The sequence below is a fragment of the Streptomyces sp. CA-142005 genome (assembly GCF_050942335.1).
Classification (GTDB): domain Bacteria; phylum Actinomycetota; class Actinomycetes; order Streptomycetales; family Streptomycetaceae; genus Streptomyces.
In genome coordinates this window covers 3,071,358-3,097,147 of sequence record NZ_CP192078.1, presented here as the reverse complement: position 1 = coordinate 3,097,147, position 25,790 = coordinate 3,071,358, and the positions used below count along the sequence as shown (strand labels likewise).

Genomic DNA, 25,790 nt, shown 5'->3' with positions numbered 1-25,790 from the left:
CCGCTCGGGGACGGAAGTGGCCCCAAAGGCGAGTAAAGCGGCCCGACCCCGTACTCTCGTCCCTTGTGAGTACGCGCGCGGCACAGGCACCTCGGCATGACGAGGTCGTACGCGTGCGCGGCCTCGCCAAGACCTACCCGGCCGTGAAGGGGCGGCGGGGCGCGCCCGGCACCCCCGAGGTGCGGGCCACCGACGGGGTCGAGCTGGACGTGCGGCGCGGGGAGGTCTTCGGGCTGCTCGGGCCGAACGGCGCCGGCAAGTCCACACTCGTACGGCAGCTCACCGGGCTGCTGCGGCCGGACACCGGCAGCATCGAGATCCTCGGGCACGACATCGTCCGGCACCCCGAGCGGGCCGCGCGCCTCCTCGCCTACCTGGGGCAGGAGTCCTCGGCGCTGGACGAGCTGACCGTCTCCCTCGCCGCCGAGACCACCGGACGCCTGCGCGGCTTGGACGTGACGCGGGCCCGGGCCGAGCGGGACGCCGTACTCGACGAACTGGGGCTGACGCCGATCGCCGGGCGGGCGCTGAAGAAGCTGTCCGGGGGACAGCGGCGGCTCGCCTGCTTCGCCGCCGCCCTCGTCGGCGAGCGGCCGCTGCTCGTGCTGGACGAGCCGACCACCGGCATGGACCCGGTGGCCCGCCGCGCGGTCTGGGCGGCCGTGGACCGGCGGCGCGCCGAGCGCGGTACGACCGTGCTGCTGGTCACCCACAACGTCATCGAGGCCGAGACCGTGCTGGACCGGGTCGCCGTCATCGACGAGGGCCGGGTGATCGCCTGCGACACCCCGGCCGGGCTGAAGGAACAGGTCGCCGGCGAGGTGCGGGTCGAGCTGGTGTGGCGGGACCGGGCGCCGCTTCAGGTGCCCGAGGTCGCCGTGCTGCGCGAGCGCGCGGTGGAGTCCGGCCGGCGCTGGACGCTGCGGCTCGCGCCCGAGGAGGCCCGCGCCGCCGTCGCCACGGTGACCGGCGGGGCCGCCTTCGCCGCGCTGGACGACTTCACGCTCGCCACGCCCAGTCTGGAGGACGTCTACCTGGCGCTGGGCGGCGCGGCCCGGCAGGGGTTGGTGAAGGCATGAGCGCGGCGGACGCGCGGTGCGTATGGGTCCGTGCGACCGCGGTCCGTGCGACCGCGGCCGGTGGGACTGGGGCAGGGAAGAGGAGCGGCTCGTCGTGAGTGTCGTACCCGCCGAGGTGCTCGGCGGCCGGGTGGTGCCGGAGACGGCGCCGGGCGCGGCCGAGCTCGGGCCGGCCGCGCGGTTGTGGCCGTCGCTGGCGGCCGTCTACCGGGCGCAGCTGTCCCGGGCCCGGGTGGCGCGGATCCCGCTGCTGTTCGTGGCCACCTTCCAGTCCGTCGGCATCACCGTGATGATGCGGGGCGTCGTCGACAGCGGCAGCGAGGCCCAGTCCGTGGTGGCCGGGTCGTCGGTGCTGGTCGTCGCGTATGTGGCGCTGAACCTGCTGGCGCAGTACTTCGGGCAGCTGCGGGCGAGCGGCGGGCTCGATCACTACGCCACCCTGCCGGTGCCGCCCGCGGCCGTGGTACTGGGCGCGGCGGCGGCGTACGCCTCCTTCACCGTGCCGGGGACGCTGGTGACCGCCGTCTTCGGGTGCGTGCTGTTCGGGCTGCCGCTGGGCAACCTGTGGATTCTCCTGGCCGTGATCCCGCTCGCCGGGGCCGCGCTGTCCGGGCTCGGTGCCGCCTGCGGGCTGCTCGCGCCGCGGCCCGAGCTGGCCACGCTGCTCGGGCAGCTGGGCATGTCGGCGGCGCTGCTGCTGGGTGTGCTGCCGGCCGACCGGATGCCGGAGATCGTACGGCTGGCCCGGGATCTGCTGCCGTCGACGTACGGTGTGGAGGCCTACGCCCGGACCTTCGGGGCCCATCCGGACTGGGCCGTCGTCCTGGTCGACCTGGGGGTGTGCGCGGGTGTCGGAGTCGTCTCGCTGGCCGTGGCGGCCCGGGCGTACCGCAGGGCCGCCGTCCGGTGACGCGGCGCACAGCGCGACCTGGCACGATGTCAGGGTGACCGCACCGTTGACTCCGCCTACGCCGCCGCACAACCAGTCCTCGAACGACGTCTGGCAGGCCCCGCCGCCTGCCGGGATGCCCGGGGGCGTGTACGAACAGGACGGCCCCGGTATGAAGACCGAACTGCGGGACGCCGCCGTGATCACGGTGGCCATGGCCCTGGTCGGGGTGCTGTTCGGACTGCTGTGGTGGTGGCTGGCGCCGCATGTGCCGCTGGTCGGCGACGTGGTCGAGGACAACTGGGTCGTCTACCTCAAGGACAGCGAGGGCGAGCAGGCCGCCGGGGTGGACGGCACGTTCGCCCTGCTGGGGCTGGCGTTCGGGCTCGTCAGCGCGGTCGTCGTCTTTCTGCTGCGGCGGCGTGGGGGTGTGCCTCTCGTGGTGGCCCTCGGTCTCGGCGCGCTGCTCGGCTCGGTGGTGGCGTGGCGGCTCGGGGTGTGGCTCGGGCCGACGTCCGACGTGCTGGCGCACGCCAAGGCCGCGGGGAAGGGGGTCACCTTCTCGGCGCCGCTGAAACTGGGCGCCAAGGGCGCGCTGCTGGCTTGGCCGTTGGGCGCGCTGCTGGTCCACCTGGGCCTCACGGCACTGTTCGGCCCCCGCGACCCCGAGCTGCCGGCACCCTGACCAAGGGGGCTCCGCCCCCTGGACCCCGTCAGCCCCGCCCGATGGGCGCCAGCACCGCGCTCGTCAGCTTGGCCAGGTCTGTCGGGGACAGTTCCACCTCCAGGCCCCGGCGGCCCGCCGAGACACAGATCGTCTCGTGAGCCTCGGCGGAGTCGTCCAGGACCGTGGGGAGTTTCTTGCGCTGGCCGAGGGGTGAGATGCCGCCGCGGACATAGCCCGTGGTGCGCTCGGCCAGGGTCGGGTCGGCCATCGTGGCCCGTTTGCCGCCCACCGCCGCCGCGAGGGCCTTCAGGTCCAGGGAGCCGGACACCGGGACCACGGCCACGGTCAGGGCGCCGTCGACGTCGGCCACCAGGGTCTTGAAGACGCGGTCGGGGGAGACGCCCATCGCCTCCGCGGCCTCCTCGCCGTAGGAGGGGTGGGAGGGGTCGTGGTCGTAGGAGTGGACCGTGAAGTCCACGCCGGCCGAGGACAGGGCGACCGTCGCGGGGGTGCCGCCGGACTGTTGCTGTTTCTTCGACTTCTTCGCCATCCGTCTTCCTCGGCCGTGTTCCTCGGACGCCTTCCTCAGCAGCCGTCCTGCTCAGTTCTGGCTTGTCGGTGCCCGGGTCAGCTCGAACGCGGGCAGTGACGGAAGACTACGGATGATGGCCGTCTCGGAGCGAAGGAGTTTCAGCTCGTCGCGCAGGCGGGACGCGGTGTCGGGGGCCTGGAGCAGGCGCTGTTTCGTCGGCGTGTCGTGCACCATCGCTGCCGCCACCAGGTACGACACCACGCTCGGGTCGTCCGGGAGCTCCGCGCCCGTCGACAGCGAGCGCTCGCGGGCGCCCGCCAGGCGCTTCTGGTACTGCCGGAAGGAGCGCAGGACCCCCTCGGCCAGCGCGCCCGCCTCGTCGCCCGGCTCCTCCACCAGTTCCTCCAGCTCCGCCGTCAGGAACGGGCCCGACGCGTCGACGGAGAGCAGCCGCACCCGGGTCGTGCCCGTCGCCAGCACCTCGAACGTGCCGTCGGCCCGCTCCCGGATGGTCGCCGCGTCCGCCACACAGCCCACCCCGTGGAAGGCCTTCAGGGGATCCGGGCCGAAACCCGCGGCCGGCCCCCGGTCGGGCTGTGCCGTGGGGTCCGGCATGCCGGGGGCGCTCGGCGCCACCTCGTAGCCGTCGCGGATGGCCACGACGGCGAACCGGCGCGGCTCCTCCTCCGGTGTCTTGAGCAACTCGCGCATCATCGCGCGATAGCGCTCCTCGAAGACGTTCAACGGCAGCACGAGCCCCGGGAACAGCACCGTGTTCAGCGGGAAGAGCGGGAGACGGGCGGTGGTCACGACGCCCCAGCCTAGTGGTCACCGGCGCGCGTGTGTCCGCCGCGCTTGCCGAGTGCCGCTCCGGGCGTACTCACCAGGGCCATGAGGCCTGCGGGGACGGGCCGGGATCCCGCCGTCAGCAGGTGCTCGCGCAGCCGCATGAAGTGGCCGAGCGGGTCCTCGGAGACCCGCTCCCAGGGGAAGGACGTGGCGTACGGGCCGATCCGGCTCAGCTCGGCGCGCGCGTCCTCCCAGCGGTGCAGGCGCAGCAGGACGTACAGCAGCTTGTTGCGGACCTGGGCGGCCCACGGGTCGGCCGCCGGGAAGCGGGCGGACAGCGCGAGCCCCCGGTCGGCCGCGGCGTCCAGCCGGGCGCGCGGGATCCCGTGGTCGCGGCCGTCGGTCAGGCAGCCGAAGGCGGCCCGGGCCGGCAGGGCCTGGACGAGCGAGTCGGCCGGGGAGTCCTGCGCGGCCCGCTCGGCGAAGTCGAAGCAGGCGCCGTGGGAACCGGGCCGGAAGCCGGCCAGATAGCGCAGGGCGGCCACATGGCAGCCGTAGTGGTGCGGGGCGCGGCGGACGGCCGCCTCCCACAGCTCCTCGAAGTACCGGTGGCCGGCCCGCGAGCCGCGCGCGTGGTCCAGCGCGATCCGCCAGGGCACCGGGTCGCGGTCGTCGGCGCGGGCGGCGGCGGTGATCAGCGGGCTCACCTCGCGCAGCAGCTCGGCGCGGGCCGGCGAGGGCCAGGCGCGGTCCACGGCCAGCTGCGCCTCGACCAGCAGGGCGTCGGGCTTCGCCGGGGTGGCGGCCCGCCAGGACGCGAACCACTCGGGGCGCGAACGGGCGAAGGCGGCCAGATGCCGGACGTACCGGTCGTGGTTCTCCCACTCGCCCCCGGTACGGGTGGTGGCGAGCAGGTCGGCCGCGGCCCGGTACTCGCCGCGGCCTGCGGCCACCAGCGCGGGCGAGAGGCGGTCGTCGGGTGCGTCGAGCACGACCTCGTCCCCGGCGGGCGGTCGGTCGGCCGGACGCGCGGAGCGTTTGGACATCCGGGTGGGGCGGATGAACGGGGGGAGCGCAACCATGGTGCCGACCATTGAAAGTCCGCAGGTCGGCCGCGCGCCAGAGGCTTCGGGCAAGTCATGGAAAGTTGTATGGCGGTCGGTCAAGGACCGGTAAAGGTGATTGTTCAACGTTTGAGACGCGTGTGGCTTCTGCGCCGGTCGTGCGCCCCGGGGCGGCCCGGGTCCGCACCGGCGCCGGGACTCAGCCCCGCCGCAGCAGCCGGGTCGCCCCCGCCGCCACCGTCGTCGCCAGGATCCAGCCGAGCAGGATCATCGCCGCCGCCAGCCACTGCCAGCCGCCGCGCAGCTGCCACTGGCCGACCTGGCCCAGGTCGATCACCGGCAGCAGCAGGTCCAGGGTGAACAGGGCCGGGCTCCAGTAGGGATGGGCGTCATGGTTCATCGGCGGATGGTCCGCGTGCGCGAACGCCAGCGTGCCCGCCGCCCACAGCACCGCCATCCACACCGCGGCCCGGCCGGGCCGGTAGCCGTAGGCGACCGTCCAGTCCTGGACGTACCCCCAGAACTTCCCGGCCAGCGGCAGCGTCTCGCGGCGCCGGCGCTGCTTGGCGAGCAGCACCTCCCGCGCGTCCTCGTCCTCCCCGGCCGCCCGCAGCACCGCCGCCAGCCGCTCGTACGGCTCCGGGGCGTACTCCGCGGTGGCCGCCGCCACCCAGTCCAGCCGGCCGGCCAGCGGGAACGGGCCGCGGGGGACGAGGTTCTCGTACACGAAGCCGCCCATGTGCAGATTGCCGGGGCCCGGCCAGCTCGCCGCCCGGTCCACCAGGCTGACGATCCGGGCGCCGGACAGCACCACCTTGCCGCCCTGCGGCCCGTCGCCGAGGAAGCGCAGCTCCGACGCGTGCACCCGGCGCAGCGACAGTTCCTGGTCGTCGGTGAGGGTGAACCGGGACCGCTCGAAGTCGACGGCGTCCCCGAACCGCCCGTCGTCCAGCCGTATCCCGCCCCGGCACTCGAAGCGCTGGATCCGCGTGCCGCGCGCCGGTGTCGTGCCGCTGAGCAGCGGGCTGCCCACGCCGGCCGGGGTCAGGTACAGGGTGCGCTCGACGGTCAGCTGGGGGGCGTTCAGGGCGTAGCGGGAGTAGGGGTTGTCCAGGGTCGCGCCGCGCAGGCTGAGCGAGACGCCGACCTTGGCGCCGCGCAGCCGCAGCTCGCCGTGCGACTGAAGCATCTCCGCCTGCAGGTCCTGGCCGACGGTCATGCCGTCCGCCGAGATCGACCGCCCGCTGCGGTCGCGGTACGCCACCGCCTCGTTGAGCATCAGATCGGTGCCGATGTGCGCGTCCGTGAGCCGGGCGCCGTTCTGGAACCGGCAGCGCGGCAGATGCAGATCGCCCTCGGTGTGCACCCGGGCCGCCTCCAGCCGGGGCACCGCGCAGTCCACCATCCGCAAGGTCGTGAACCGGGCCTCCGGCAGCAGGACCTCCTCGTCGAAGCGGCAGCCGCGCAGCTCGACGTACGGCCGTACCGTGCCGCCGGAGAGGTCCAGCGTGCCGGTGATCCGCACGCCGGTCAGCTTCAGCGCGGACACCCGGCCCGCGAGCGCCGGGGGGCCGTCCAGCAGCAGCCAGGCCACGATCCGCGCCCGCACCGTGCGCTCCGGACCCCAGGGGTGTCCGCCGTGCGGATCGTCCACCACGGCGTCCCCACGGCTCAGGTCGTACATACTGCCGTTGCGGAAGGCCTGCCACATGCCCGCCTCGGCCGCGGTCAGCTCGTCCGGCAGGTCCCCGGCGACGACGCCGGTCCCCTCGGTCACCCTCGTCCTCTCCCGGTCCCAGTGCCTTCGTACAGCCGTTCATGCCCGCTGAGTGACGCCCGGAACACTAGACGTGAAGGCGATCTTCCGAATTCCGCCACGTTCTGTATCAGCCATTGATACGCGTCCACGGCTCGCGACGGCGGTCTGAGAGAATTGGGACCGTGATTTCCCGAATCGATCTGCGCGGCGACGCCCTTCCCGAGGGCCCCGCCCTGCGCGACCTGCTGCCCCGAGCCGACTTCGACGTAGCGGCCGCCCTGGAGAAGGTGCGCCCGATCTGCGAGGCCGTGCATCATCGTGGCGACGCGGCGCTGATCGACTTCGCCGAGAAGTTCGACGGAGTACGGCTGGAATCCGTCCGTGTGCCGGCCCAGGCTCTCACCGATGCCCTCGAGGCCCTCGACCCGGCCGTGCGCGCCGCGCTGGAGGAGTCCATCCGCCGCGCCCGCCTGGTCCACCGCGAGCAGCGCCGCAGCACCCACACCACCCAGGTGGTGCCCGGCGGCTCCGTCACCGAGAAGTGGGTGCCGGTCCAGCGCGTCGGGCTGTACGCGCCGGGCGGCCGGTCCGTCTACCCCTCGTCCGTGATCATGAACGTCGTTCCGGCCCAGGAGGCCGGCGTCGAGTCCGTCGCGCTCGCCTCCCCCGCGCAGGCCGAGTTCGGCGGGCTGCCGCACCCGACGATCCTCGCCGCCTGCGCCCTGCTCGGCGTCGACGAGGTCTACGCCGCGGGCGGCGCCACCGCCGTCGCGATGTTCGCCTACGGCACCGAGTCCTGCGCGCCCGCGAACATGGTCACCGGCCCCGGCAACATCTGGGTCGCCGCCGCCAAGCGCTTCTTCACCGGCAGGATCGGCATCGACGCCGAGGCCGGCCCCACCGAGATCGCCATCCTCGCCGACGACACCGCCGACCCAGTGCACGTGGCCTCGGACCTGATCAGCCAGGCAGAGCACGACCCGCTCGCGGCGGCCGTCCTGGTCACCGACTCCGTCGAACTGGCCGAGGCGGTGGAGAAGGAGCTTCAGCCGCAGGTCGCGGCCACCAAGCACGTCGAGGACCGGATCGTGCCCGCCCTCAAGGGCCGGCAGTCCGCGATCGTGCTGGTCGACGGCATCGAGGAGGGCCTGAGGGTCGTCGACGCGTACGGCGCCGAGCACCTGGAGATCCAGACCGCTCGGGCTTCCGAGATCGCCGACCGCGTCAAGAACGCGGGAGCGATCTTCATCGGCCCCTGGGCCCCCGTGTCGCTCGGCGACTACGCGGCCGGGTCCAACCACGTCCTGCCCACCGGCGGCTGCGCCTGCCACTCCTCGGGCCTGTCCGTCCAGTCCTTCCTGCGCGGCATCCACATCGTGGACTACACGAAGGACGCGCTCGCCGAGGTCGCCCATCACGTGGTGACGCTGGCGGAGGCGGAGGACCTGCCGGCGCACGGCGCGGCGGTCAAGGCACGGTTCGGTTGGAAGGTACCCGAGAGCAAGTGACCCGCATCGACGATCTCCCCGTACGGGACGAGCTGCGCGGCAAGTCCCCATACGGCGCGCCCCAGTTGGACGTCCCCGTACGGCTGAACACCAACGAGAACCCCTACCCGCTGCCCGAGCCGCTGGTCGAGCGGATCGCGGAGCGGGTGCGGGAGGCCGCCCGCGACCTGAACCGCTACCCGGACCGGGACGCGGTCCAGTTGCGCACCGAGCTGGCCAAGTACCTGACGAAGACCGGCAAGTACCCGCTCGGCATCGAGAACGTGTGGGCCGCCAACGGCTCCAACGAGGTCATCCAGCAGCTGCTGCAGACCTTCGGCGGGCCGGGCCGCACGGCCATCGGCTTCGAGCCGTCGTACTCGATGCACGCGCTCATCGCGCGCGGGACGGGCACGGGCTGGATCTCGGGTCCGCGCAACGAGGACTTCACGATCGACGTCGCGGCGGCCGTCGAGGCGATCGCCGAGCACAAGCCGGACGTCGTCTTCATCACCACCCCCAACAACCCCACCGGCAACGCGGTCCCGCCTCAGACGGTCCTCGCGCTGTTCGAGGCGGCGCAGGCGGCCAAGCCGTCGATGGTGGTCGTGGACGAGGCGTACATCGAGTTCAGCCACGGCGACTCGCTGCTGCCGCTGCTCGAGGGCCGCCCGAACCTGGTCGTCTCCCGCACGATGTCCAAGGCGTTCGGCGCGGCGGGGCTCCGCCTCGGCTATCTCGCCGCCGACCCGGCGGTCGTGGACGCCGTCCAGCTCGTCCGGCTGCCGTACCACCTGTCGGCGATCACCCAGGCGACCGCCCTGGCCGCGCTGGAGCACACCGACACCCTGCTGGGATACGTCGAGCAGCTGAAGGCGGAGCGGGACCGGCTGGTCGCCGAGCTGCGCGCGGCCGGCTACGAGGTCACCGAGTCCGACGCGAACTTCGTCCAGTTCGGCCGGTTCGCGAACGCCCACGAGGCCTGGCAGAAGATCCTCGACCGGGGTGTCCTGGTCCGGGACAACGGCGTACCGGGGTGGCTGCGGGTGTCCGCCGGCACCCCGGAGGAGAACGACGCGTTCCTCGACGCGGTACGGGAATTGAAGAAGGAGCTGTGAGCATGAGCCGCGTAGGACGCGTGGAGCGTACGACCAAGGAGACCTCCGTCCTGGTCGAGATCGACCTCGACGGTACCGGCAGAACCGACATCGCCACCGGCGTCGGCTTCTACGACCACATGCTCGACCAGCTCGGCCGGCACGGTCTGTTCGACCTGACCGTGAAGACGGACGGCGACCTGCACATCGACTCCCACCACACCATCGAGGACACCGCCCTCGCGCTCGGCGCCGCCTTCAAGCAGGCGCTCGGCGACAAGGTGGGGATCTACCGCTTCGGCAACTGCACGGTGCCGCTGGACGAGTCCCTCGCCCAGGTGACCGTCGACCTGTCCGGCCGCCCGTACCTCGTGCACACCGAGCCCGAGAACATGGCGCCGATGATCGGCGAGTACGACACCACGATGACCCGGCACATCCTGGAGTCCTTCGTCGCCCAGGCGCAGATAGCGCTGCACGTGCACGTGCCGTACGGGCGCAACGCGCACCACATCGTGGAGTGCCAGTTCAAGGCGCTGGCCCGGGCGCTGCGTTACGCCTCCGAGCGCGACCCCCGCGCGGCCGGCATCCTCCCCTCCACGAAGGGCGCGCTGTAAACCCATGAACGGCCTCTCCACCCTGCTGATCGTCGTCGGTCTCTTCCTGCTCGGCGGCATCATCTCCTTCGTCAAGCAGAAGATGCCCACGAGCCTGATCGTGCTGCTCTCCATCGGCGCGGGCATGTGCCTGGTCGCGGGCGTCATGCGGCTGGGGGTGTGGAATTGAGCACCGGCGGCAAGAAGGTCGTGGTCTTCGACTACGGCTTCGGCAACGTCCGCTCCGCCGAGCGGGCCCTCGCGCGCGTGGGTGCCGATGTCGAGATCACACGCGACTTCGACAAGGCGATGAACGCCGACGGCCTGCTCGTGCCGGGCGTCGGGGCGTTCGCGGCCTGCATGCAGGGTCTGCGCGCCGCCCGCGGTGACTGGGTGGTGGACCGCCGGCTGTCCGGCGGACGGCCCGTGATGGGCATCTGCGTCGGCATGCAGATCCTGTTCGCGCGCGGCATCGAGCACGGCGTCGAGGCCGAGGGCCTGGACGAGTGGCCCGGCACGGTCGAGCCGCTCCAGGCCGAGGTCGTGCCCCACATGGGCTGGAACACCGTCGACGCCCCTGCCGACTCGGAGCTGTTCGCCGGTCTCGACGCCGGCGCCCGCTTCTACTTCGTGCACTCCTACGCCGTGCACGACTGGCGGCTGGAGTCGCACAACCCGGTGATCGCGGCCCCCAAGGTGACCTGGTCGACGCACGGCAAGCCGTTCGTGGCCGCCGTGGAGAACGGCGCCCTGTGGGCCACGCAGTTCCACCCCGAGAAGTCCGGCGACGCCGGCGCCCAGCTCCTCACCAACTGGATCGGAACCCTGTAGACCATGGCCAAGCTCGAACTCCTCCCCGCCGTCGACGTCCGCGACGGCCAGGCCGTACGCCTCGTGCACGGCGAGTCCGGGACCGAGACCTCCTACGGCTCCCCGCTGGAGGCCGCCCTCGCCTGGCAGCGCTCCGGCGCCGAGTGGCTGCACCTGGTCGACCTGGACGCGGCCTTCGGCACCGGTGACAACCGTGAGCTGATCGCCGAGGTCGCCAAGGCGATGGACATCAAGGTGGAGCTGTCCGGCGGCATCCGCGACGACGCCTCGCTGGCCGCCGCCCTGGCCACCGGCTGCACCCGCGTGAACCTCGGCACGGCCGCCCTGGAGACCCCGGAATGGGTCGCCAAGGTCATCGCCGAGCACGGCGACAAGATCGCGGTCGGCCTGGACGTGCGCGGCACGACCCTGCGCGGCCGCGGCTGGACCCGCGACGGCGGCGACCTCTACGAGACGCTGGAGCGCCTCAACAAGGAGGGCTGCGCCCGTTACGTCGTCACCGACATCGCCAAGGACGGCACGCTCCAGGGCCCCAACCTCGAGCTGCTGAAGAACGTGTGCGCGGCGACGGACCGTCCGGTCGTGGCCTCCGGCGGCGTGTCGTCCCTGGAAGACCTGCGCGCCATCGCCGAGCTGGTACCCCTCGGTGTCGAGGGCTCGATCGTCGGGAAGGCCCTGTACGCGAAGGCGTTCACCCTGGAAGAGGCCTTGGAGGCTGTGTCGTCATGACGTCCGAAGCCGTGCGGCGCGTGCAGAGCGGAAGTCCCTGGGAAGAGAGTTTCGGTTTCGCACGGGCCGTCGCGGCGGGGGACCGCGTGCTGGTCGCCGGCACGACGTCCTTCCGGGGCGACGTGCTCTACGGCGAGGGCGACCCGTACGAGCAGGCCAAGGTGGCGTTCACCGGCGCCATCGAGGCGATCGGCGAGTTCGGGCTCGGCATCGGGTCCGTGATCCGTACGCGGATGTACCTCACCCATGTGCGGGACGTGGACGCCGTGGGCCGGGCCCACAAGGAGATCTTCGACTCCGTGCGCCCGGTCTCGACCCTGCTGGTCGTGGAGGGGTTCGTCGATCCGCGCATCCTGGTGGAAGTGGAACTTGAAGCATTCAGAGGAGCCTGAGCAGTCATGACCCTGGCGGTCCGAGTCATCCCCTGCCTGGACGTGGACAACGGCCGGGTCGTCAAGGGCGTCAACTTCCAGAACCTGCGCGACGCGGGCGACCCCGTCGAGATGGCGAAGGTGTACGACGCCGAGGGCGCCGACGAGCTGACGTTCCTGGACATCACCGCGTCCTCGGGCGACCGGGAGACGACGTACGACGTGGTGCGGCGCACCGCGGAGCAGGTGTTCATCCCGCTGACGGTCGGCGGCGGCGTCCGTACGGCCGAGGACGTGGACAAGCTGCTGCGGGCGGGCGCCGACAAGGTGGGCGTGAACACCGCCGCGATCGCCCGCCCCGAGCTGATCCGCGAGATCGCCGAGCGGTTCGGCCGGCAGGTGCTGGTGCTGTCGGTGGACGCGCGCCGCACCGAGTCCGGCTCCTTCGAGGTGACGACGCACGGCGGCCGGCGCGGCACCGGCATCGACGCCGTCGAGTGGGCGCACCGGGCGGCCGAGCTGGGCGCCGGCGAGATCCTGCTGAACTCCATGGACGCGGACGGCACCAAGGACGGCTACGACCTGGAGATGATCGCGGCGGTCCGCAAGCACGTGACCGTCCCGGTGATCGCCTCGGGCGGCGCGGGCAAGCTGGCCGACTTCCCGCCGGCCATCGAGGCGGGCGCGGACGCGGTCCTGGCCGCCTCCGTCTTCCACTTCGGCGACCTGCGGATCGGCGAGGTGAAGGAGACGCTGCGGGCGGCGGGACACCCCGTGCGCTGACGCCGCGCCGAGCTTCGGCAGATGCGAAAGGGAGGTTGCGCAAAATCTGTTGTGCAACTTTTCTTTCGTATCTAGGGTCGGGGTATGGCTCGTGAGGAAGAGCGCCGGATCACGGATGTCGGCACCCTGAAGGCGCTCGCGCATCCCCTGCGCATGAAGCTCTACCGACTGCTGTTCGTCGCCGAGGCGGCCACCGCCTCCCACCTCGCCGAACAGGTCGACGAGGCCGTTTCCCTGGTCAGCTACCACCTGCGCAAGCTCGCCGAGCACGGCCTGGTGGAGGAGGCCGAGCCGCGCAGCGCGGACGGGCGCGAGCGCTGGTGGCAGCCGTCCTCCGAAGGGGTCTCCATCCGCGACAAGGACTTCCAGGACGCCCCCGAGAAGGTGGCGGCCCATCTCGCGGCCTCGCGGATGTTCCTGGACCAGCGAGCCGAGATGTACCGCGGATACCTCGATCAGCGTGCCCACTGGGGACCCGGGTGGAACGAGGCCGCCCACGACTCCGAGTCGTTGCTCAGGCTGACCGCCGAGGAGCTCGCGGAGCTGAAGAAGGACCTGCACGCCCTGCTCAAGCGCTACGACGAGCAGGGGCGCGCCCGTGAGGCCGCCGGTGACACCGAAGGGCGCGAGCACGTCGCTCTGCACGTGTACGGCTTCCCGTTCCGCGTCTGAGAGGCCCCTCTCCCGTGACCGCCACGCTCACACCGCCGGTGACCGCGCCGCAGGCCCACCGCGACCCCAACGTCCTGCGCTGGCTCGCCGCCTACACCTCCTCGATGCTCGGCGACAGCGTCTACTACCTCGCCCTGTCCTGGGCCGCCGTGCAGACCGGAACGCCCGCGCAGGCCGGGCTCGTGATGTCCGCGAGCGCGCTGCCCCGGGCCGTGCTGATGCTCGGCGGCGGGGTGATCGCCGACCGGTTCGGCCCCCGCCGGGTCGTCATCGGCAGCGACGCCGTGCGCTGTGCGGCCGTCCTCGCCGTGGCCGCCCTGCTGTTCCTCACCAGCCCGGGACTGTGGCCGCTCGCCCTGCTGGCGCTGGTCTTCGGCACGGTCGACGCGGTGTTCATGCCCGCCGTGGGGGCCCTGCCGGCCCGTCTCACCGAGAAGGGCCAGCTCGCCAGGGTCCAGGGGATGCGTGGCCTCGCGATCCGGTTCTCCAGTGTGGCCGGCGCCCCGCTCGGCGGGCTCGGCGTGGCCGTCGGCGGTGCCCCGGCCGCGTTCGCCCTCGCCGGGCTGCTCATCGCCGTGTCCGTGCCGCTGCTGGTCTCGGTACGCGTGCGGGACCTGCCGAAGGACGACACGCCCGAGGTGGCCGGAACCGCGTGGAGCGACCTCCGCGCCGGTCTGCGCTACATCCGCCGCCACCGCGTCCTCGCCCCGCTGATGCTCGCCATCGCCCTCGGCGACCTCGGCTTCGTCGGCCCGCTGAACGTCGGTCTGACCCTGCTGGCGGACCGGCGCGGCTGGGGCGCCTCCGGCATGGGCTGGGTGCTGGCCGGATTCGGCGCCGGCGCGGGAGCCGCCTCGCTGCTGCTGGCGGTCCGGGGGCGGCTGCCGCGCGCGGGACTGGTCACCGGGTCGGCGTGTGTGGCGGGGGCCGTGGCCATCGGCGCCCTCGCCTTCGTCCCCACGCTCGGCGCCGCCGTCGGCGTGGCCCTGCTCGTCGGCCTGCTCGCCGGGCTCAGCGGCGCCCTGTGCGGGGCCCTGCTGCAGACCCGGTCCGACCCCGCCTACCTGGGCCGGGTCACCGCCGTCTCCAGCCTGGTCAGCCTCGGTCTGGCCCCGCTCAGCATGCCGCTCGCGGCGGCCGCGATCGGTGCCTGGGGCCTCGGGCCGGTCTACGTCGTCAGCGCCGGCGTCTGCGGCCTCGGCGGGGTCGTCGCCCTCGCCGTACCGGCCCTGCGCCGCGCGGAACTCCCGGGCTGACCTCCACCGGCCCGCCCCAGGCTCAGATGCCCAGCTGCCTGGACTCGTTCAGCTTGGTGATCGCGTCCGTCTCGCCCTCGACCTCCACCTTGGCCGCGTTCTGCCGCCCGAACACGAACATCAGCAGCTCCGACGGCTCGCCGGTCACCGTCACCACCGGCGCGCCCCGGTGCGCCACCGCCGTCTGCCCGTCCGGGCGGCGCAGCACCAGACCCGTCGGCACACCGCGGGCCACCAGCCGCGCGGTGCGCTCCAGCCGGGACCACAGGGCGTCCTGGAAGACGGGGTCCAGCTCGCGCGGGCCCCAGTCCGGCTGGGCCCGGCGCACGTCCTCGGTGTGGACGTAGAACTCGACGATGTTGGCCGCCTCGTCGACCTGCTTGAGCTGGAACGGGGAGAAACGCGGCGGGCCCGTACGGATCAGCTGGATCAGTTCCTCGTACGGCTTCGCGGTGTACTCGGCCATCACCTTCTCCAGGCGCGGCGCGAGCTGCTTGATCAGCGTGCCCCCGGCCGCGTCCGGGCGGCGCTCGCGCACGACGACATGCGCGGCCAGGTCCCGGGACCGCCAGCCCTCGCAGAGGGTGTCGGCGTCCGGACCGACGGTTTCCAAGAGGTCGGCGAGCAGGAGCCGTTCACGCTTGGCGAAGGTCGACATGGTGTCAGCCTACGACCAGGCGGTCGGTCCGCGCAGTGGACACGGCTCCGGCGTTGTCGTACCCGCGCGGCACAATGGCACCCATGACCAGTACGACCGGGACTCCCCGGCCCCGCAGCCTCGACCCGGAGATCGCCGCCCGCCTCAAGCGCAGCGCGGACGGCCTCCTGCCCGCCATCGCCCAGCAGTACGACACCGGTGAGGTGCTCATGCTCGGCTGGATGGACGACGAGGCCCTGCACCGCACGCTGACCACCGGCCGCTGCACCTACTGGTCGCGCAGCCGCCGGGAGTACTGGGTCAAGGGCGACACCTCGGGCCACTTCCAGTGGGTGAAGTCGGTCGCGCTGGACTGCGACGCCGACACCGTCCTGGTCAAGGTCGACCAGGTGGGCGCGGCCTGCCACACCGGCGCGCGCACCTGCTTCGACGAGGACGTGCTCCTGAAGGACGCCGACACCGAAGCCGATTCCGCCGTTCCGGCATCTGATCAGTAAGGTCGGCCGCCATGGACCTCGAGACCTTCCGCAAGCTCGCCACCGACCGGCGCGTCATCCCGGTGACGCGCAAGCTCCTCGCCGACGGCGACACGCCGGTCGCGCTGTACCGCAAACTGGCCGCCGAGCGCCCCGGCACCTTCCTGCTGGAGTCCGCGGAGAACGGCCGCTCCTGGTCCCGGTACTCCTTCGTCGGCGTCCGGTCCGCCGGGACGCTCACGGAACGCGACGGACAGGCGCACTGGCTCGGCACCCCGCCGGTCGGCGTCCCGGTCGACGGCGACCCCCTGAAGGCCCTGCGCGCCACGCTCCAGGCCCTGCACACCCCGCAGCAGGAAGGCCTGCCGCCCTTCAGCGGCGGCATGGTCGGCTATCTGGGCTACGACATCGTCCGCCGCCTGGAGAAGATCGGTCCCGGTGAGCGCGACGACCTGCGGCTGCCCGAGCTGACCATGCTCCTGACCAGCGACCTCGCCGTCATGGACCACTGGGAGGGCTCGGTCCTGCTGATCGCCAACGCGATCAACCACAACGACCTCGACACCGGTGTGGACGAGGCCTACGCCGACGCCGTGGCCCGGCTCGACGCCATGGAGGCCGACCTCACGCGCGCGGTCGCCCAGCCCCCGGCCGTCCTGCCGCCCTCCGAGCTGCCCGAGTACACCGCGCTGTGGGGTGGTCCCGACTTCCAGGTCGCCGTCGAGGACGTCAAGGAGCGCATCCGCGCAGGCGAGGCCTTCCAGGTCGTGCCCTCCCAGCGCTTCGAGACCCCGTGCACGGCGAGCGCGCTGGACGTCTACCGGGTGCTGCGGGCCACCAACCCGTCCCCGTACATGTACCTGTTCCGCTTCGACGGCTTCGACGTCGTCGGCTCGTCCCCCGAGGCCCTGGTGAAGGTCGAGGACGGACGGGCGATGGTCCACCCCATCGCCGGCACCCGGCCCCGCGGCACCACCCCGCAGGAGGACCAGGCCCTCGCCGAGGAGCTGATGGCCGATCCCAAGGAGCGCGCCGAGCACCTGATGCTGGTGGACCTCGGACGCAACGACCTGGGCCGGGTCTGCGAGCCCGGCTCGGTCGAGGTGGTCGACTTCATGTCCATCGAGCGCTACTCGCACGTGATGCACATCGTCTCGACGGTCACCGGCCGGGTGGCCGAGGGCCGCACCGCCTTCGACGTGCTCACGGCCTGCTTCCCGGCGGGCACCCTCTCCGGCGCCCCCAAGCCCCGCGCGATGCAGATCATCGACGAGCTGGAGCCGTCCCGGCGCGGCCTGTACGGCGGCTGTGTCGGCTATCTGGATTTCGCGGGCGACTCCGACACCGCGATCGCCATCCGTACGGCGCTGCTCCGGGACGGCACGGCATACGTGCAGGCCGGAGCCGGCATCGTCGCCGACTCCGACCCGGTGGCGGAGGACCAGGAGTGCCGCAACAAGGCGGCGGCGGTCCTCCGCGCGGTGCACACGGCCAACAGGCTCAACTCATAGGAGAGTTCAGCCGGTGAACGCGGCGGTGCCGTTCGGGGTGCCGAGCCCGGTCGGCCCGTCGTACCCGGTGGTGCCGGTGCACAGGTACGAGCCGCCGCAGCTGCCGTTGGAGCCGCTGGTGACGTCGTTCAGCGCCGAGGTGTGCGCGTACGGGAAGGACGCCGGGTAGGAGCCCGCGGACGGGGTGCCGGCCAGCGCGTAGGTCGCCGCGATCAGCGGGGCGGAGGCGCTGGTGCCGCCGAAGACCATCCAGCCGCTGCCCTGGGCGTAGCTGTCGTACACCGCGACACCGGTGTTGGGGTCGGCGACCGCCGAGACGTCCGCGACCGTGCGCTTCGCACAGCCGGAGTCCGTCTGCCAGCTGGGCTTGGCGTCGTAGGCGGAGCAGCCGGAGCCGGCGCCGCTCCACACCGTGTCGGTCCAGCCGCGCGAGTTGGAGGCCGTCTTCAGGGACGTACCGCCCACGGCCGTCACGTACTTGGACGCCGCCGGGTACTCGACGCCGTAGCCGTTGTCACCGGAGGAGACGGTGATGGCGACGCCCGGGTGGTTGAAGTAGCTGGAGTCGTAGGTCGCGTCGCTGGAGGACTCGGAGCCGCCGTAGCTGTTGGAGACGAACTTCGCGCCCAGGTTGACCGCCGTGTTCACGGCCGTGCCCAGGTTGGTCATGGTGGCCGTACTGGCCTCCACCAGCAGGATCTTGCAGTTCGGGCAGGCCGCGCTGACCATGTCGAGGTCGAGGGATATCTCCTCGGCCCAGCCGGAGTTGCCGCGCGGGTACTTGGTGCCGCCGTTCTGGTCCACCTTCTTGAAGCAGCCGTTGGCGGTGGTGCAGGCGGGCAGGCCGTACTGGGAGCGGTAGACGGCGAGGTCGGACTCGGCGCTCGGGTCGTCGTAGGCGTCGACGATCGCCACCGTCTGGCCCGAACCGCCGCTCGTGGAGGGCAGGTTGTACGCCGCCTGCAGCGAGGCGGGGCCGTAGCCGGCGGGTGCGGCGGCCGCGGTCAGATCGCTCTCGGCGTGTGCCGACTTAGGGGTGCCCGCGGTGACCTTGAGGGCGTTGCAGGCCATTTCCCCCTTCGTCGGGGCGGCGCAGGCGTGCGCGACGCTGACACCGTGGGACGGGGAGGCGGTGGACTGGGCCGCCTGACCGAGCGGGGCGGCCAGGGCGAGGGCGGCCGTGGCGAGCGTGGCCACGGCGGCGAGGGAAGCGGTTCTGCGCAACTTACGTCCTCCACGAGGTGGGTGGATCGGGAAGGGCTGTGGGGGGTGCGCGGGTGCCACCACAGCGCGTGGTGTCGTGCCGTGGTGGCGCAGAACGTACGGATGGCGGGGCCACGTCAACAAGATGGATGTTGAAGCAAGAACGTTCCTTTGCGGTTCCTGGGACGTTCATGTGCCGTTCCTGGGCGGATCATGGCCGAGATTCGACCCGCCCATGGCTTGACGGACCCGGGTGACGGTTCGCCGGGGGTTCAGGCGATAGTGGAGTACGTGACTGCCGTACCTCACCCTCGTACCGAAGCCGCCGCGCCCGTCCGGTCCGGCCGGCGGAGCCTCGCCGTGGCCCTCCTGTGCGGCGCGCTCGGCGCGGCCGTGGCGCTGCTCGCGACCCGGCAGCGCTGGGCCGAGGGCACCGCGACGGTGGCCGGCGGCCCGTTCCCGCTGAACGTCAAGGGCAGCGACGTCACGGGTGTCCCCGCGGCCCTCGCCATAGTGGGCCTCGCCGCGCTCGTCGCCGTCTTCGCCGTCCGCAGGGCCGGCCGGTTCGTCGTCGCCGGGCTGCTCGCGCTGTCCGGCGCCGGCATCGTCGCCGCCGCGCTCACCGGCGCCTCCGACAGCTCCGCGCTGGACGAGGAGGCCGCCCAGGCCAGCGGCGACACCTCCGCCACCGTCGCCGCGCTCAGCCACACCGGCTGGCCCTACGTCGCGGCCGCCGGCGGCCTGCTGATCCTGCTGGCCGGCCTGCTGGCGCTGCGCTACGGCGCCCGGTGGCCCGCCATGTCCGGCCGTTATGAGCGCGGCGCCGACCGTCCGCGCCGCAAGGCCCGCCCGGTCGACCCGGAACGGCCCGAGGAGATCTGGAAGGCCCTGGACCGCGGCGAGGACCCCACCGGGGCCTGAGCCGCCGCACCCGGCGGGCCGGGTGTGGCGAAACAGACGCCACCCCCGCGTCCGGCACGGGCGCCCGTACGGGACAATGGACGACGAGCGTCCGGCTCGGACAGTGACGACAGTGACGGTCGGGCTCGGAGCCGTACGAGACGTACGCCGCTCTCTGGGACACGTACACAGCAACGAGGAGCACAGACATGGCGGGCAGCAGCCACGGCCACGGTCACACCCCGGCCGCCTGGACCGGTGTCATCATTTCCTTCATCGGTTTCTGCGTCGCGGGCGCCTTCATGGTGATGGCCCAGCCGGTCGGCTTCTGGGCCGGCATGGTGCTCATCCTCGGCGGCGCGGTGGTCGGCGGCATCATGCGCGCCATGGGCCTCGGCGCGAAGCAGGCCCCTCTCAAGATGAGCGGCGCCCCCCTCACCACCCGTGAGCCGGCCGGCGTCGAGAGCTGAGCCGACGGTCTTCCCGAGGGGCGGCCCGCACCTGCACAAGGTGCGGGCCGCCTTTCGTGGTCCAAGGCGGGCGGACCGGCGCGCGCGGTGCCCGTGCACCGGAGACAATGCTGAGGTGAACGCCGAGAGCCGTCCGTTCCCGCACGTGACCCCTCACGTCCCGGTCAGCCCGCCGTGGCGGCGCCTCGCCGTCCCGGCGGGACTCCTCGCGGCCGTCGCCGGGGCCTTCGCGTACGTGGGCACGGTCGACCCGAACCAACCCGGTCACTACCCGGTCTGCCCGCTGTACCGGCTCACCGGCCTGTACTGCCCCGGCTGCGGCGGACTGCGCAGCGCGCACGCCTTCGTCCACGGCGACCTGCTCACCGCGCTGCGCGACAACGCGCTGGGCGTGGCCGCCTACCTGGGCTTCGCGGTGCTGTGGACCGTATGGGTGGTCCACTCCGTACGCGGCCGGCCGCTGCGGCTGGACCCGCGGCCGGCGCACCTGTGGGCGGTCGGCGCCTTGCTGCTGGTGTTCACGGCTGTCCGGAATCTGCCGTCGGGTGGCTGGCTGCACCCTTGATCACATCGGGAAGGTCCAGGTAGTGGGACCGGTGTCCACCGGATGCGAGGGCTCCGCGCTGGTGCGGATACCATCGCAGTGACCACGGGTTTTCAAAACCTGAAGGAACCACCGTCAGGAAAGGGGGCCGCTCGCGTGAGTGTGCTCGACGAGATCATCGACGGAGTCCGTGCCGACCTCGCGGAGCGGCAGGCACGCGTCAGCCTCGACGAGCTCAAGGAGCGCGCGGCCAAGGCTCCCGCCGCCAAGGACGGGGTGGCCGCGCTCAAGGGCGACGGCGTCAAGGTGATCTGCGAGGTCAAGCGCTCCAGCCCCTCCAAGGGCGCGCTGGCGGCGATCGCCGACCCGGCCGGGCTGGCCGCTGACTACGAGGCGGGCGGCGCGGCCGTCATCTCCGTCCTCACCGAACAGCGCCGCTTCGGCGGCTCGCTGGCCGACCTGGAGGCCGTCCGCGCGCGCGTGGACATCCCGGTCCTGCGCAAGGACTTCATCGTCACGTCGTACCAGCTGTGGGAGGCCCGGGCGTACGGCGCCGACCTCGCGCTGCTGATCGTGGCCGCCCTGGACCAGCCGGCCCTGGAGTCGCTGATCGAGCGCGCGGTGTCGATCGGACTCACCCCGCTCGTCGAGGTGCACGACGAGGACGAGGTCGAGCGGGCCGTGGACGCGGGCGCCAAGGTCATCGGCGTCAACGCGCGCAACCTGAAGACGCTGGAGGTCGACCGCGGCACGTTCGAGCGGGTCGCGCCGGAGATCCCGGACCACCTCGTCAAGGTCGCTGAATCCGGTGTCCGCGGCCCGCACGACCTGATCGCCTACGCCAACGCCGGCGCCGACGCGGTCCTGGTCGGCGAGTCCCTGGTCACCGGGCGCGACCCCAAGACCGCCGTCGCCGACCTGGTCGCCGCGGGTGAACATCCCGCGCTGCGGCACGGCCGGAGCTGATCACCCGGTAGGCTGATCCCGATGACTCTCACCGTGACGACCGTGGACCGGTACGCCCGCCTGGCGCGTGGCTGCCGCCCGAGGGGCTGCCGCGCCCCGGCCCGGCGTGTCCACGGCCGCAGGGTGCGGTACGTCATCGGCGATGAGCCCGGGCAGGTCAACGGCATGCGATGGCAGCAGCCGACCTAAGGGGCGCGGGGCTCTGTTCGATGTGCGGCTACCGCCGCGCGGGCGCGACAAGCCACTGACGGTCCGCGGCCAACGGACAAATCCCCGCCCCCACGGCGAATAGTGTCTTTTCACACGCACTCACCGTGAGGTTTGGCATGCCCAGCAACTTCTTCTACCCCGACCCGGAGGGTCAAGTCCCCAGCGCCGAAGGCTACTTCGGCGCGTTCGGCGGCAAGTTCATCCCGGAGGCCCTCGTCGCCGCCGTGGACGAGGTCGCCGTCGAGTACGACAAGGCCAAGCACGACCCCGAGTTCGCCCGAGAGCTCGACGACCTGATGGTCAACTACACCGGCCGCCCCAGCTCCCTCACCGAGGTCCCCCGCTTCGCCGAACACGCCGGCGGCGCGCGCGTGTTCCTCAAGCGCGAGGACCTGAACCACACCGGCTCCCACAAGATCAACAACGTCCTCGGCCAGGCGCTGCTCACCAAGCGGATGGGCAAGACCCGCGTGATCGCGGAGACCGGCGCCGGTCAGCACGGCGTCGCGACCGCGACCGCCTGCGCCCTGTTCGGCCTCGACTGCACCATCTACATGGGCGAGGTCGACACCAGGCGCCAGGCCCTGAACGTGGCCCGCATGCGCATGCTCGGCGCCGAGGTCGTCGCGGTGAAGTCCGGCAGCCGTACGCTCAAGGACGCCATCAACGAGGCGTTCCGCGACTGGGTGGCGAACGTCGACCACACCCACTACCTGTTCGGCACGGTCGCCGGCCCGCACCCCTTCCCGGCCATGGTCCGCGACTTCCACCGGGTGATCGGCGTGGAGGCCCGCCGCCAGCTCCTGGAGCGCGCGGGGCGCCTGCCCGACGCCGCGATCGCCTGCGTCGGCGGCGGCTCCAACGCCATCGGCCTCTTCCACGCCTTCATCCCCGACGAGGGCGTCCGCCTCATCGGCTGCGAGCCCGCAGGGCACGGCATCGAGACCGGCGAGCACGCGGCCACCCTGACCGCGGGCGAGCCGGGCATCCTGCACGGTTCCCGGTCGTACGTCCTGCAGGACGACGAGGGCCAGATCACCGAGCCGTACTCCATCTCGGCCGGCCTGGACTACCCGGGCATCGGCCCGGAGCACTCCTACCTCAAGGACTCCGGCCGCGGCGAGTACCGCGCGATCACCGACGACGCGGCCATGCAGGCGCTGCGTCTGCTGTCCCGCACCGAGGGCATCATCCCGGCCATCGAGAGCGCCCACGCCCTCGCCGGTGCCCTGGAGGTCGGCAAGGAGCTGGGCAAGGACGGCCTGATCGTCGTCAACCTGTCCGGCCGCGGCGACAAGGACATGGACACCGCCGCCCGCTACTTCGGCCTGTACGACACCGACGCCGAGGTGGCCGCCGACGAAGCCGACACCGCGGAGATCGAGGGGGACGCCAAGTGAGCGGGAACATCCAGCTGCTGTCGGACACCCTGGCCGCCGCCAAGGCCGAGGGCCGGTCCGCGCTGATCGCCTACCTCCCGGCCGGGTTCCCGACCGTGGACGGCGGCATCGAGGCGATCAAGGCCGTCTTCGACGGCGGGGCGGACGTCGTGGAGGTGGGCCTGCCGCACAGCGACCCCGTCCTCGACGGCCCGGTCATCCAGACCGCCGACGACATCGCCCTGCGCGGCGGGGTCAAGATCGCCGATGTGATGCGCACGGTCCGCGAGGTGTACGCGGCGACCGGCAAGCCCGTGCTCGTCATGACGTACTGGAACCCCATCGACCGCTACGGCGTCGAGCGGTTCACCGCCGAGCTGGCCGAGGCGGGCGGCGCGGGCTGCATCCTGCCCGACCTGCCCGTCCAGGAGTCGGCGCTGTGGCGGGAGCACGCCGAGAAGCACGGCCTCGCGACCGTGTTCGTGGTGGCGCCGAGCAGCAAGGACGAGCGGCTCGCCCAGATCACCGCGGCGGGCAGCGGCTTCGTCTACGCGGCCTCGCTGATGGGCGTCACCGGCACCCGCGAATCCGTCGGTGCGCAGGCCCGGAACCTGGTCGAGCGCACCCGCGCCACCGGCACCGAGCTGCCCGTCTGCGTCGGACTCGGCGTCTCCAACCGCGCTCAGGCCGCCGAGGTCGCCGGCTTCGCCGACGGCGTCATCGTCGGCTCGGCCTTCGTGAAGCGGATGCTGGACGCGCCCGACCACACGGCCGGCGTGGAGGCGGTCCGCGAGCTGGCCGGGGAGCTGGCGAAGGGCGTGCGCGAACAGGCGTGACCGCAGGTCACTTTCCCTATCAGAACACCCCCGTCAGAACATTCGGTCACTCGAACGAGTGGACCTGGAACCGGGGAGGCGCGCTGCGCCTCCCCGGTTCGTTCTGGGGGTGTGAGCGAGAAGAACCGTGACGGAAAGCGCACCGCCCGGGAGCGGCTGGCGGTCGAGCGTGAGAAGCAGAAGGCCGCGGACAAGCGAAGGCGCGCGCTGATCGTGGGCGCGAGCATCGTCTGCGTCCTGGGCCTCGCGGCGGTGATCGGCGTGCTCGCCGCGAACGCCGGCAAGAACAAGAGCAGCGAGAAGGCGGGCCCGGTCGTGGTGCCCTCGGGCGCGCAGGGCAAGGACAGCCTCGCCATCCCGGTCGGCAAGGACGGCGCCAAGTCGACGCTCACCGTCTGGGAGGACGTCCGCTGCCCGGCCTGCCAGGTCTTCGAGGTCGCCTACCGCCCGACCCTCCATGAACTGGTCGACTCGGGCAAACTCAGAATCGAGTACCACCTGGTCCGGCTGATCGACGGCAACCTCCGCGGCACCGGCTCCCTCCGCGGCGCCAACGCCGCGGCCTGCGCCCAGGACGCCGGAAAGTTCCGCGACTACCACGACGTGCTGTACGCCAACCAGCCCAAGGAGACCGACGACGCCTTCGCGGACAACGCCAAGCTGATCGAGCTGGCCGGCAAGGTCGCCGGCCTGGACACCCCCGCCTTCCAGAAGTGCGTCAAGGACGGCACCCACGACAGCTGGGTCGACAAGTCCCACAAGGCCTTCCAGACCAGCGGCCTCAACTCCACGCCCACGGTCCTGCTCGACGGCAAGAACATCTACCAGCAGCAGGGCATGACCCCGGCCAAGCTCAAGCAGATGGTGGAGGCGGCCAACCGCGGGTAAGGATCTTCCTTCCGCCGCCCGTATTTCTCACGCCCCCGTTATGCACCCGTAGCCGGGCTGCTTGCCGTCACCACGGCCCGGCAGGGTAGCGTCGGACTTGCCATGGAACTTGCCTACATTCCCAGCCCGTCGCACGGGGTGCTGCACCTCGGCCCCATTCCGCTGCGCGCCTACGCCTTCTGCATCATCATCGGCGTCTTCGTCGCCGTCTGGCTCGGCAACAAGCGCTGGATCGCCCGCGGTGGGCGGTCCGGCACGGTCGCCGACATCGCGGTCTGGGCTGTGCCGTTCGGTCTGGTCGGCGGCCGGCTCTACCACGTGATCACGGACTACGAGCTCTACTTCAGCCCGGGCCGTGACTGGGTCGACGCCTTCAAGGTGTGGCAGGGCGGCCTGGGCATCTGGGGCGCGATCGCGCTCGGCGCTCTCGGCGCGTGGATCGGCGCGCGGCGCCGGGGCATCCCGATGCCGGCGTACGCCGACGCCGTCGCGCCCGGCATCGCGTTCGCGCAGGCCATCGGCCGCTGGGGCAACTGGTTCAACCAGGAGCTGTACGGCCGTGAGACGCATGTTCCCTGGGCGCTGCACATCACCTCCTCCGAGGGCGGCCGGGTGCCGGGCTACTACCACCCGACGTTCCTGTACGAGTCCCTGTGGTGCATCGGCGTGGCTCTCCTGGTCATCTGGGCCGACCGCCGCTTCACCCTCGGCCACGGCCGCGCGTTCGCCCTCTACGTCGCGGCCTACTGCGTGGGCCGGGGCTGGATCGAGTACATGCGCGTGGACGACGCGCACCACATCCTGGGCCTCCGCCTGAACGACTGGACCGCGCTGATCGTGTTCCTGCTGGCGGTGACGTACATCGTTGTGTCGGCGAAGAAGCGGCCCGGCAGGGAGGCCGTCGTCGAGCCGGGTGTCCCCGACGGTCCGGCCGACGGTGCGGAAGGCGCCGACGAGGCCGAGCACAAGGCGGAGGACAAGGCCGAGCCGGAGGACGTGGAAGCCACGGAGGCCGCGGAGGTTGCCGAGGCGAAGGACGAGGCCGGGTCGGCGACCAAGAAGAGCTGACGCGTTTGTTCTACGACATCGAGGGCGCCCGAAGCTGTTCGGGCGCCCTCGATGCGTGCGGGCGAGCCGTGGCGGTGCGG

At 72.2% G+C, this 25,790-nt stretch carries 30 protein-coding genes; 24 read left to right on the top strand and 6 right to left on the bottom strand.

The genetic code is table 11. The features are described from left to right. The first annotated feature begins 65 nt into the window (after window positions 1-65). From ACQPXS_RS14760 to ACQPXS_RS14750, 3 genes are all read left to right on the top strand, one after another. A complete protein-coding gene (locus tag ACQPXS_RS14760) occupies window positions 66-1,079 on the top strand; it encodes an ABC transporter ATP-binding protein (protein WP_433449653.1) in 1,014 nt (337 codons plus the stop codon). Between the two features lie 94 nt (window positions 1,080-1,173). Continuing rightward, window positions 1,174-1,989 (top strand): ABC transporter permease, encoded by an 816-nt coding sequence (locus ACQPXS_RS14755; RefSeq protein WP_351800481.1) that lies wholly within the window; start codon window positions 1,174-1,176, stop codon window positions 1,987-1,989. A gap of 34 nt (window positions 1,990-2,023) precedes the next feature. Then, a complete protein-coding gene (locus tag ACQPXS_RS14750; RefSeq protein WP_433449650.1) occupies window positions 2,024-2,653 on the top strand; it encodes an AAA family ATPase in 630 nt (209 codons plus the stop codon). A 28-nt stretch (window positions 2,654-2,681) separates the two neighbouring features. On the opposite strand, the gene ybaK is transcribed toward ACQPXS_RS14750, so the two are convergent. From ybaK to ACQPXS_RS14730, 4 genes are all read right to left on the bottom strand, one after another. After that, complete coding sequence (gene ybaK, locus ACQPXS_RS14745) at window positions 2,682-3,185, bottom strand: Cys-tRNA(Pro) deacylase (RefSeq protein WP_433449648.1); 504 nt, start codon at window positions 3,183-3,185, stop codon at window positions 2,682-2,684. 51 nt (window positions 3,186-3,236) lie between these two features. Next, window positions 3,237-3,977, bottom strand: a complete 741-nt coding sequence (locus tag ACQPXS_RS14740; RefSeq protein WP_433449646.1) for an LON peptidase substrate-binding domain-containing protein — start codon at window positions 3,975-3,977, stop codon at window positions 3,237-3,239. 11 nt (window positions 3,978-3,988) lie between these two features. Then, the gene (locus tag ACQPXS_RS14735) at window positions 3,989-5,050 is read right to left on the bottom strand and encodes a hypothetical protein (protein ID WP_433449645.1); all 1,062 of its coding nucleotides are present in this window, start codon (window positions 5,048-5,050) and stop codon (window positions 3,989-3,991) included. A gap of 169 nt (window positions 5,051-5,219) precedes the next feature. After that, complete coding sequence (locus tag ACQPXS_RS14730) at window positions 5,220-6,797, bottom strand: oxidoreductase (protein ID WP_351800492.1); 1,578 nt, start codon at window positions 6,795-6,797, stop codon at window positions 5,220-5,222. 164 nt (window positions 6,798-6,961) lie between these two features. Between ACQPXS_RS14730 and hisD the strand changes: the two genes are divergently transcribed. From hisD to ACQPXS_RS14680, 10 genes are all read left to right on the top strand, one after another. Next, complete coding sequence (hisD, locus tag ACQPXS_RS14725; protein WP_356304663.1) at window positions 6,962-8,287, top strand: histidinol dehydrogenase; 1,326 nt, start codon at window positions 6,962-6,964, stop codon at window positions 8,285-8,287. Beyond that, window positions 8,284-9,384 carry a histidinol-phosphate transaminase gene (locus ACQPXS_RS14720; RefSeq protein ID WP_366488019.1) on the top strand — a complete coding sequence of 367 codons (1,101 nt, stop codon included), beginning with the start codon at window positions 8,284-8,286 and terminating at the stop codon, window positions 9,382-9,384. Before hisD ends, ACQPXS_RS14720 begins: the two co-directional genes overlap by 4 nt. Window positions 9,385-9,386: 2 nt before the next feature. Then, window positions 9,387-9,980, top strand: a complete 594-nt coding sequence (gene hisB / locus ACQPXS_RS14715; protein ID WP_030783530.1) for an imidazoleglycerol-phosphate dehydratase HisB — start codon at window positions 9,387-9,389, stop codon at window positions 9,978-9,980. A gap of 4 nt (window positions 9,981-9,984) precedes the next feature. Continuing rightward, entirely contained in the window at window positions 9,985-10,149 is a 165-nt protein-coding gene (locus tag ACQPXS_RS14710) for a hypothetical protein (RefSeq protein WP_351800499.1), read from the top strand. Beyond that, a complete protein-coding gene (gene hisH / locus ACQPXS_RS14705) occupies window positions 10,140-10,790 on the top strand; it encodes an imidazole glycerol phosphate synthase subunit HisH (protein ID WP_433449643.1) in 651 nt (216 codons plus the stop codon). The genes ACQPXS_RS14710 and hisH overlap by 10 nt, the downstream gene beginning before the upstream one ends. A gap of 3 nt (window positions 10,791-10,793) precedes the next feature. Beyond that, window positions 10,794-11,519, top strand: coding sequence for a bifunctional 1-(5-phosphoribosyl)-5-((5-phosphoribosylamino)methylideneamino)imidazole-4-carboxamide isomerase/phosphoribosylanthranilate isomerase PriA (priA, locus tag ACQPXS_RS14700; RefSeq protein WP_433449641.1), 726 nt, complete (start codon window positions 10,794-10,796; stop codon window positions 11,517-11,519). Next, entirely contained in the window at window positions 11,516-11,911 is a 396-nt protein-coding gene (locus ACQPXS_RS14695) for a RidA family protein (RefSeq protein WP_351800506.1), read from the top strand. The genes priA and ACQPXS_RS14695 overlap by 4 nt, the downstream gene beginning before the upstream one ends. 6 nt (window positions 11,912-11,917) lie before the next feature. Continuing rightward, complete coding sequence (gene hisF / locus ACQPXS_RS14690) at window positions 11,918-12,673, top strand: imidazole glycerol phosphate synthase subunit HisF (protein WP_433449640.1); 756 nt, start codon at window positions 11,918-11,920, stop codon at window positions 12,671-12,673. An 84-nt stretch (window positions 12,674-12,757) separates the two neighbouring features. Continuing rightward, window positions 12,758-13,345 (top strand): ArsR/SmtB family transcription factor, encoded by a 588-nt coding sequence (locus tag ACQPXS_RS14685; protein ID WP_365326515.1) that lies wholly within the window; start codon window positions 12,758-12,760, stop codon window positions 13,343-13,345. A gap of 14 nt (window positions 13,346-13,359) precedes the next feature. Then, window positions 13,360-14,601: an MFS transporter gene (locus ACQPXS_RS14680; RefSeq protein WP_433449638.1), complete on the top strand. Its 1,242-nt coding sequence runs from the start codon at window positions 13,360-13,362 to the stop codon at window positions 14,599-14,601. A 22-nt stretch (window positions 14,602-14,623) separates the two neighbouring features. On the opposite strand, the gene ACQPXS_RS14675 is transcribed toward ACQPXS_RS14680, so the two are convergent. Continuing rightward, the gene (locus ACQPXS_RS14675; RefSeq protein WP_433449636.1) at window positions 14,624-15,259 is read right to left on the bottom strand and encodes a TIGR03085 family metal-binding protein; all 636 of its coding nucleotides are present in this window, start codon (window positions 15,257-15,259) and stop codon (window positions 14,624-14,626) included. 83 nt (window positions 15,260-15,342) lie between these two features. On the opposite strand from ACQPXS_RS14675, the gene hisI reads away from it, so the two are divergent. Then, window positions 15,343-15,756, top strand: coding sequence for a phosphoribosyl-AMP cyclohydrolase (hisI, locus tag ACQPXS_RS14670; RefSeq protein ID WP_433449634.1), 414 nt, complete (start codon window positions 15,343-15,345; stop codon window positions 15,754-15,756). Between the two features lie 11 nt (window positions 15,757-15,767). Beyond that, window positions 15,768-17,246: an anthranilate synthase component I gene (locus tag ACQPXS_RS14665; protein ID WP_433449632.1), complete on the top strand. Its 1,479-nt coding sequence runs from the start codon at window positions 15,768-15,770 to the stop codon at window positions 17,244-17,246. Window positions 17,247-17,252: 6 nt separating this feature from the next. On the opposite strand, the gene ACQPXS_RS14660 is transcribed toward ACQPXS_RS14665, so the two are convergent. Further along, on the bottom strand, window positions 17,253-18,470 hold the full coding sequence (locus ACQPXS_RS14660) for a S53 family peptidase (RefSeq protein ID WP_433449629.1): 1,218 nt from the start codon (window positions 18,468-18,470) through the stop codon (window positions 17,253-17,255). Window positions 18,471-18,731: 261 nt separating this feature from the next. On the opposite strand from ACQPXS_RS14660, the gene ACQPXS_RS14655 reads away from it, so the two are divergent. The 9 genes from ACQPXS_RS14655 to lgt all read left to right on the top strand — a co-directional run bounded on the left by ACQPXS_RS14655 (window position 18,732) and on the right by lgt (window position 25,710). Next, window positions 18,732-19,370, top strand: a complete 639-nt coding sequence (locus ACQPXS_RS14655; protein WP_351800526.1) for a TIGR02234 family membrane protein — start codon at window positions 18,732-18,734, stop codon at window positions 19,368-19,370. A 188-nt stretch (window positions 19,371-19,558) separates the two neighbouring features. Then, complete coding sequence (locus ACQPXS_RS14650) at window positions 19,559-19,819, top strand: HGxxPAAW family protein (protein WP_351800529.1); 261 nt, start codon at window positions 19,559-19,561, stop codon at window positions 19,817-19,819. 145 nt (window positions 19,820-19,964) lie between these two features. Further along, window positions 19,965-20,384 carry a DUF2752 domain-containing protein gene (locus ACQPXS_RS14645; RefSeq protein ID WP_433455814.1) on the top strand — a complete coding sequence of 140 codons (420 nt, stop codon included), beginning with the start codon at window positions 19,965-19,967 and terminating at the stop codon, window positions 20,382-20,384. A 135-nt stretch (window positions 20,385-20,519) separates the two neighbouring features. Then, window positions 20,520-21,329 (top strand): indole-3-glycerol phosphate synthase TrpC, encoded by an 810-nt coding sequence (gene trpC, locus ACQPXS_RS14640; RefSeq protein WP_323375029.1) that lies wholly within the window; start codon window positions 20,520-20,522, stop codon window positions 21,327-21,329. Between the two features lie 21 nt (window positions 21,330-21,350). Then, window positions 21,351-21,518 carry a tryptophan biosynthesis modulator TrpM gene (gene trpM, locus ACQPXS_RS14635; RefSeq protein WP_351800536.1) on the top strand — a complete coding sequence of 56 codons (168 nt, stop codon included), beginning with the start codon at window positions 21,351-21,353 and terminating at the stop codon, window positions 21,516-21,518. Between the two features lie 137 nt (window positions 21,519-21,655). Further along, complete coding sequence (gene trpB, locus ACQPXS_RS14630) at window positions 21,656-22,939, top strand: tryptophan synthase subunit beta (RefSeq protein ID WP_351800539.1); 1,284 nt, start codon at window positions 21,656-21,658, stop codon at window positions 22,937-22,939. Next, window positions 22,936-23,754: a tryptophan synthase subunit alpha gene (trpA, locus tag ACQPXS_RS14625; protein ID WP_433449627.1), complete on the top strand. Its 819-nt coding sequence runs from the start codon at window positions 22,936-22,938 to the stop codon at window positions 23,752-23,754. Before trpB ends, trpA begins: the two co-directional genes overlap by 4 nt. 111 nt (window positions 23,755-23,865) lie before the next feature. After that, window positions 23,866-24,642 (top strand): DsbA family protein, encoded by a 777-nt coding sequence (locus tag ACQPXS_RS14620; protein ID WP_433449626.1) that lies wholly within the window; start codon window positions 23,866-23,868, stop codon window positions 24,640-24,642. Between the two features lie 102 nt (window positions 24,643-24,744). Continuing rightward, on the top strand, window positions 24,745-25,710 hold the full coding sequence (gene lgt / locus ACQPXS_RS14615; protein WP_433449625.1) for a prolipoprotein diacylglyceryl transferase: 966 nt from the start codon (window positions 24,745-24,747) through the stop codon (window positions 25,708-25,710). Window positions 25,711-25,790 lie beyond the last annotated feature (80 nt).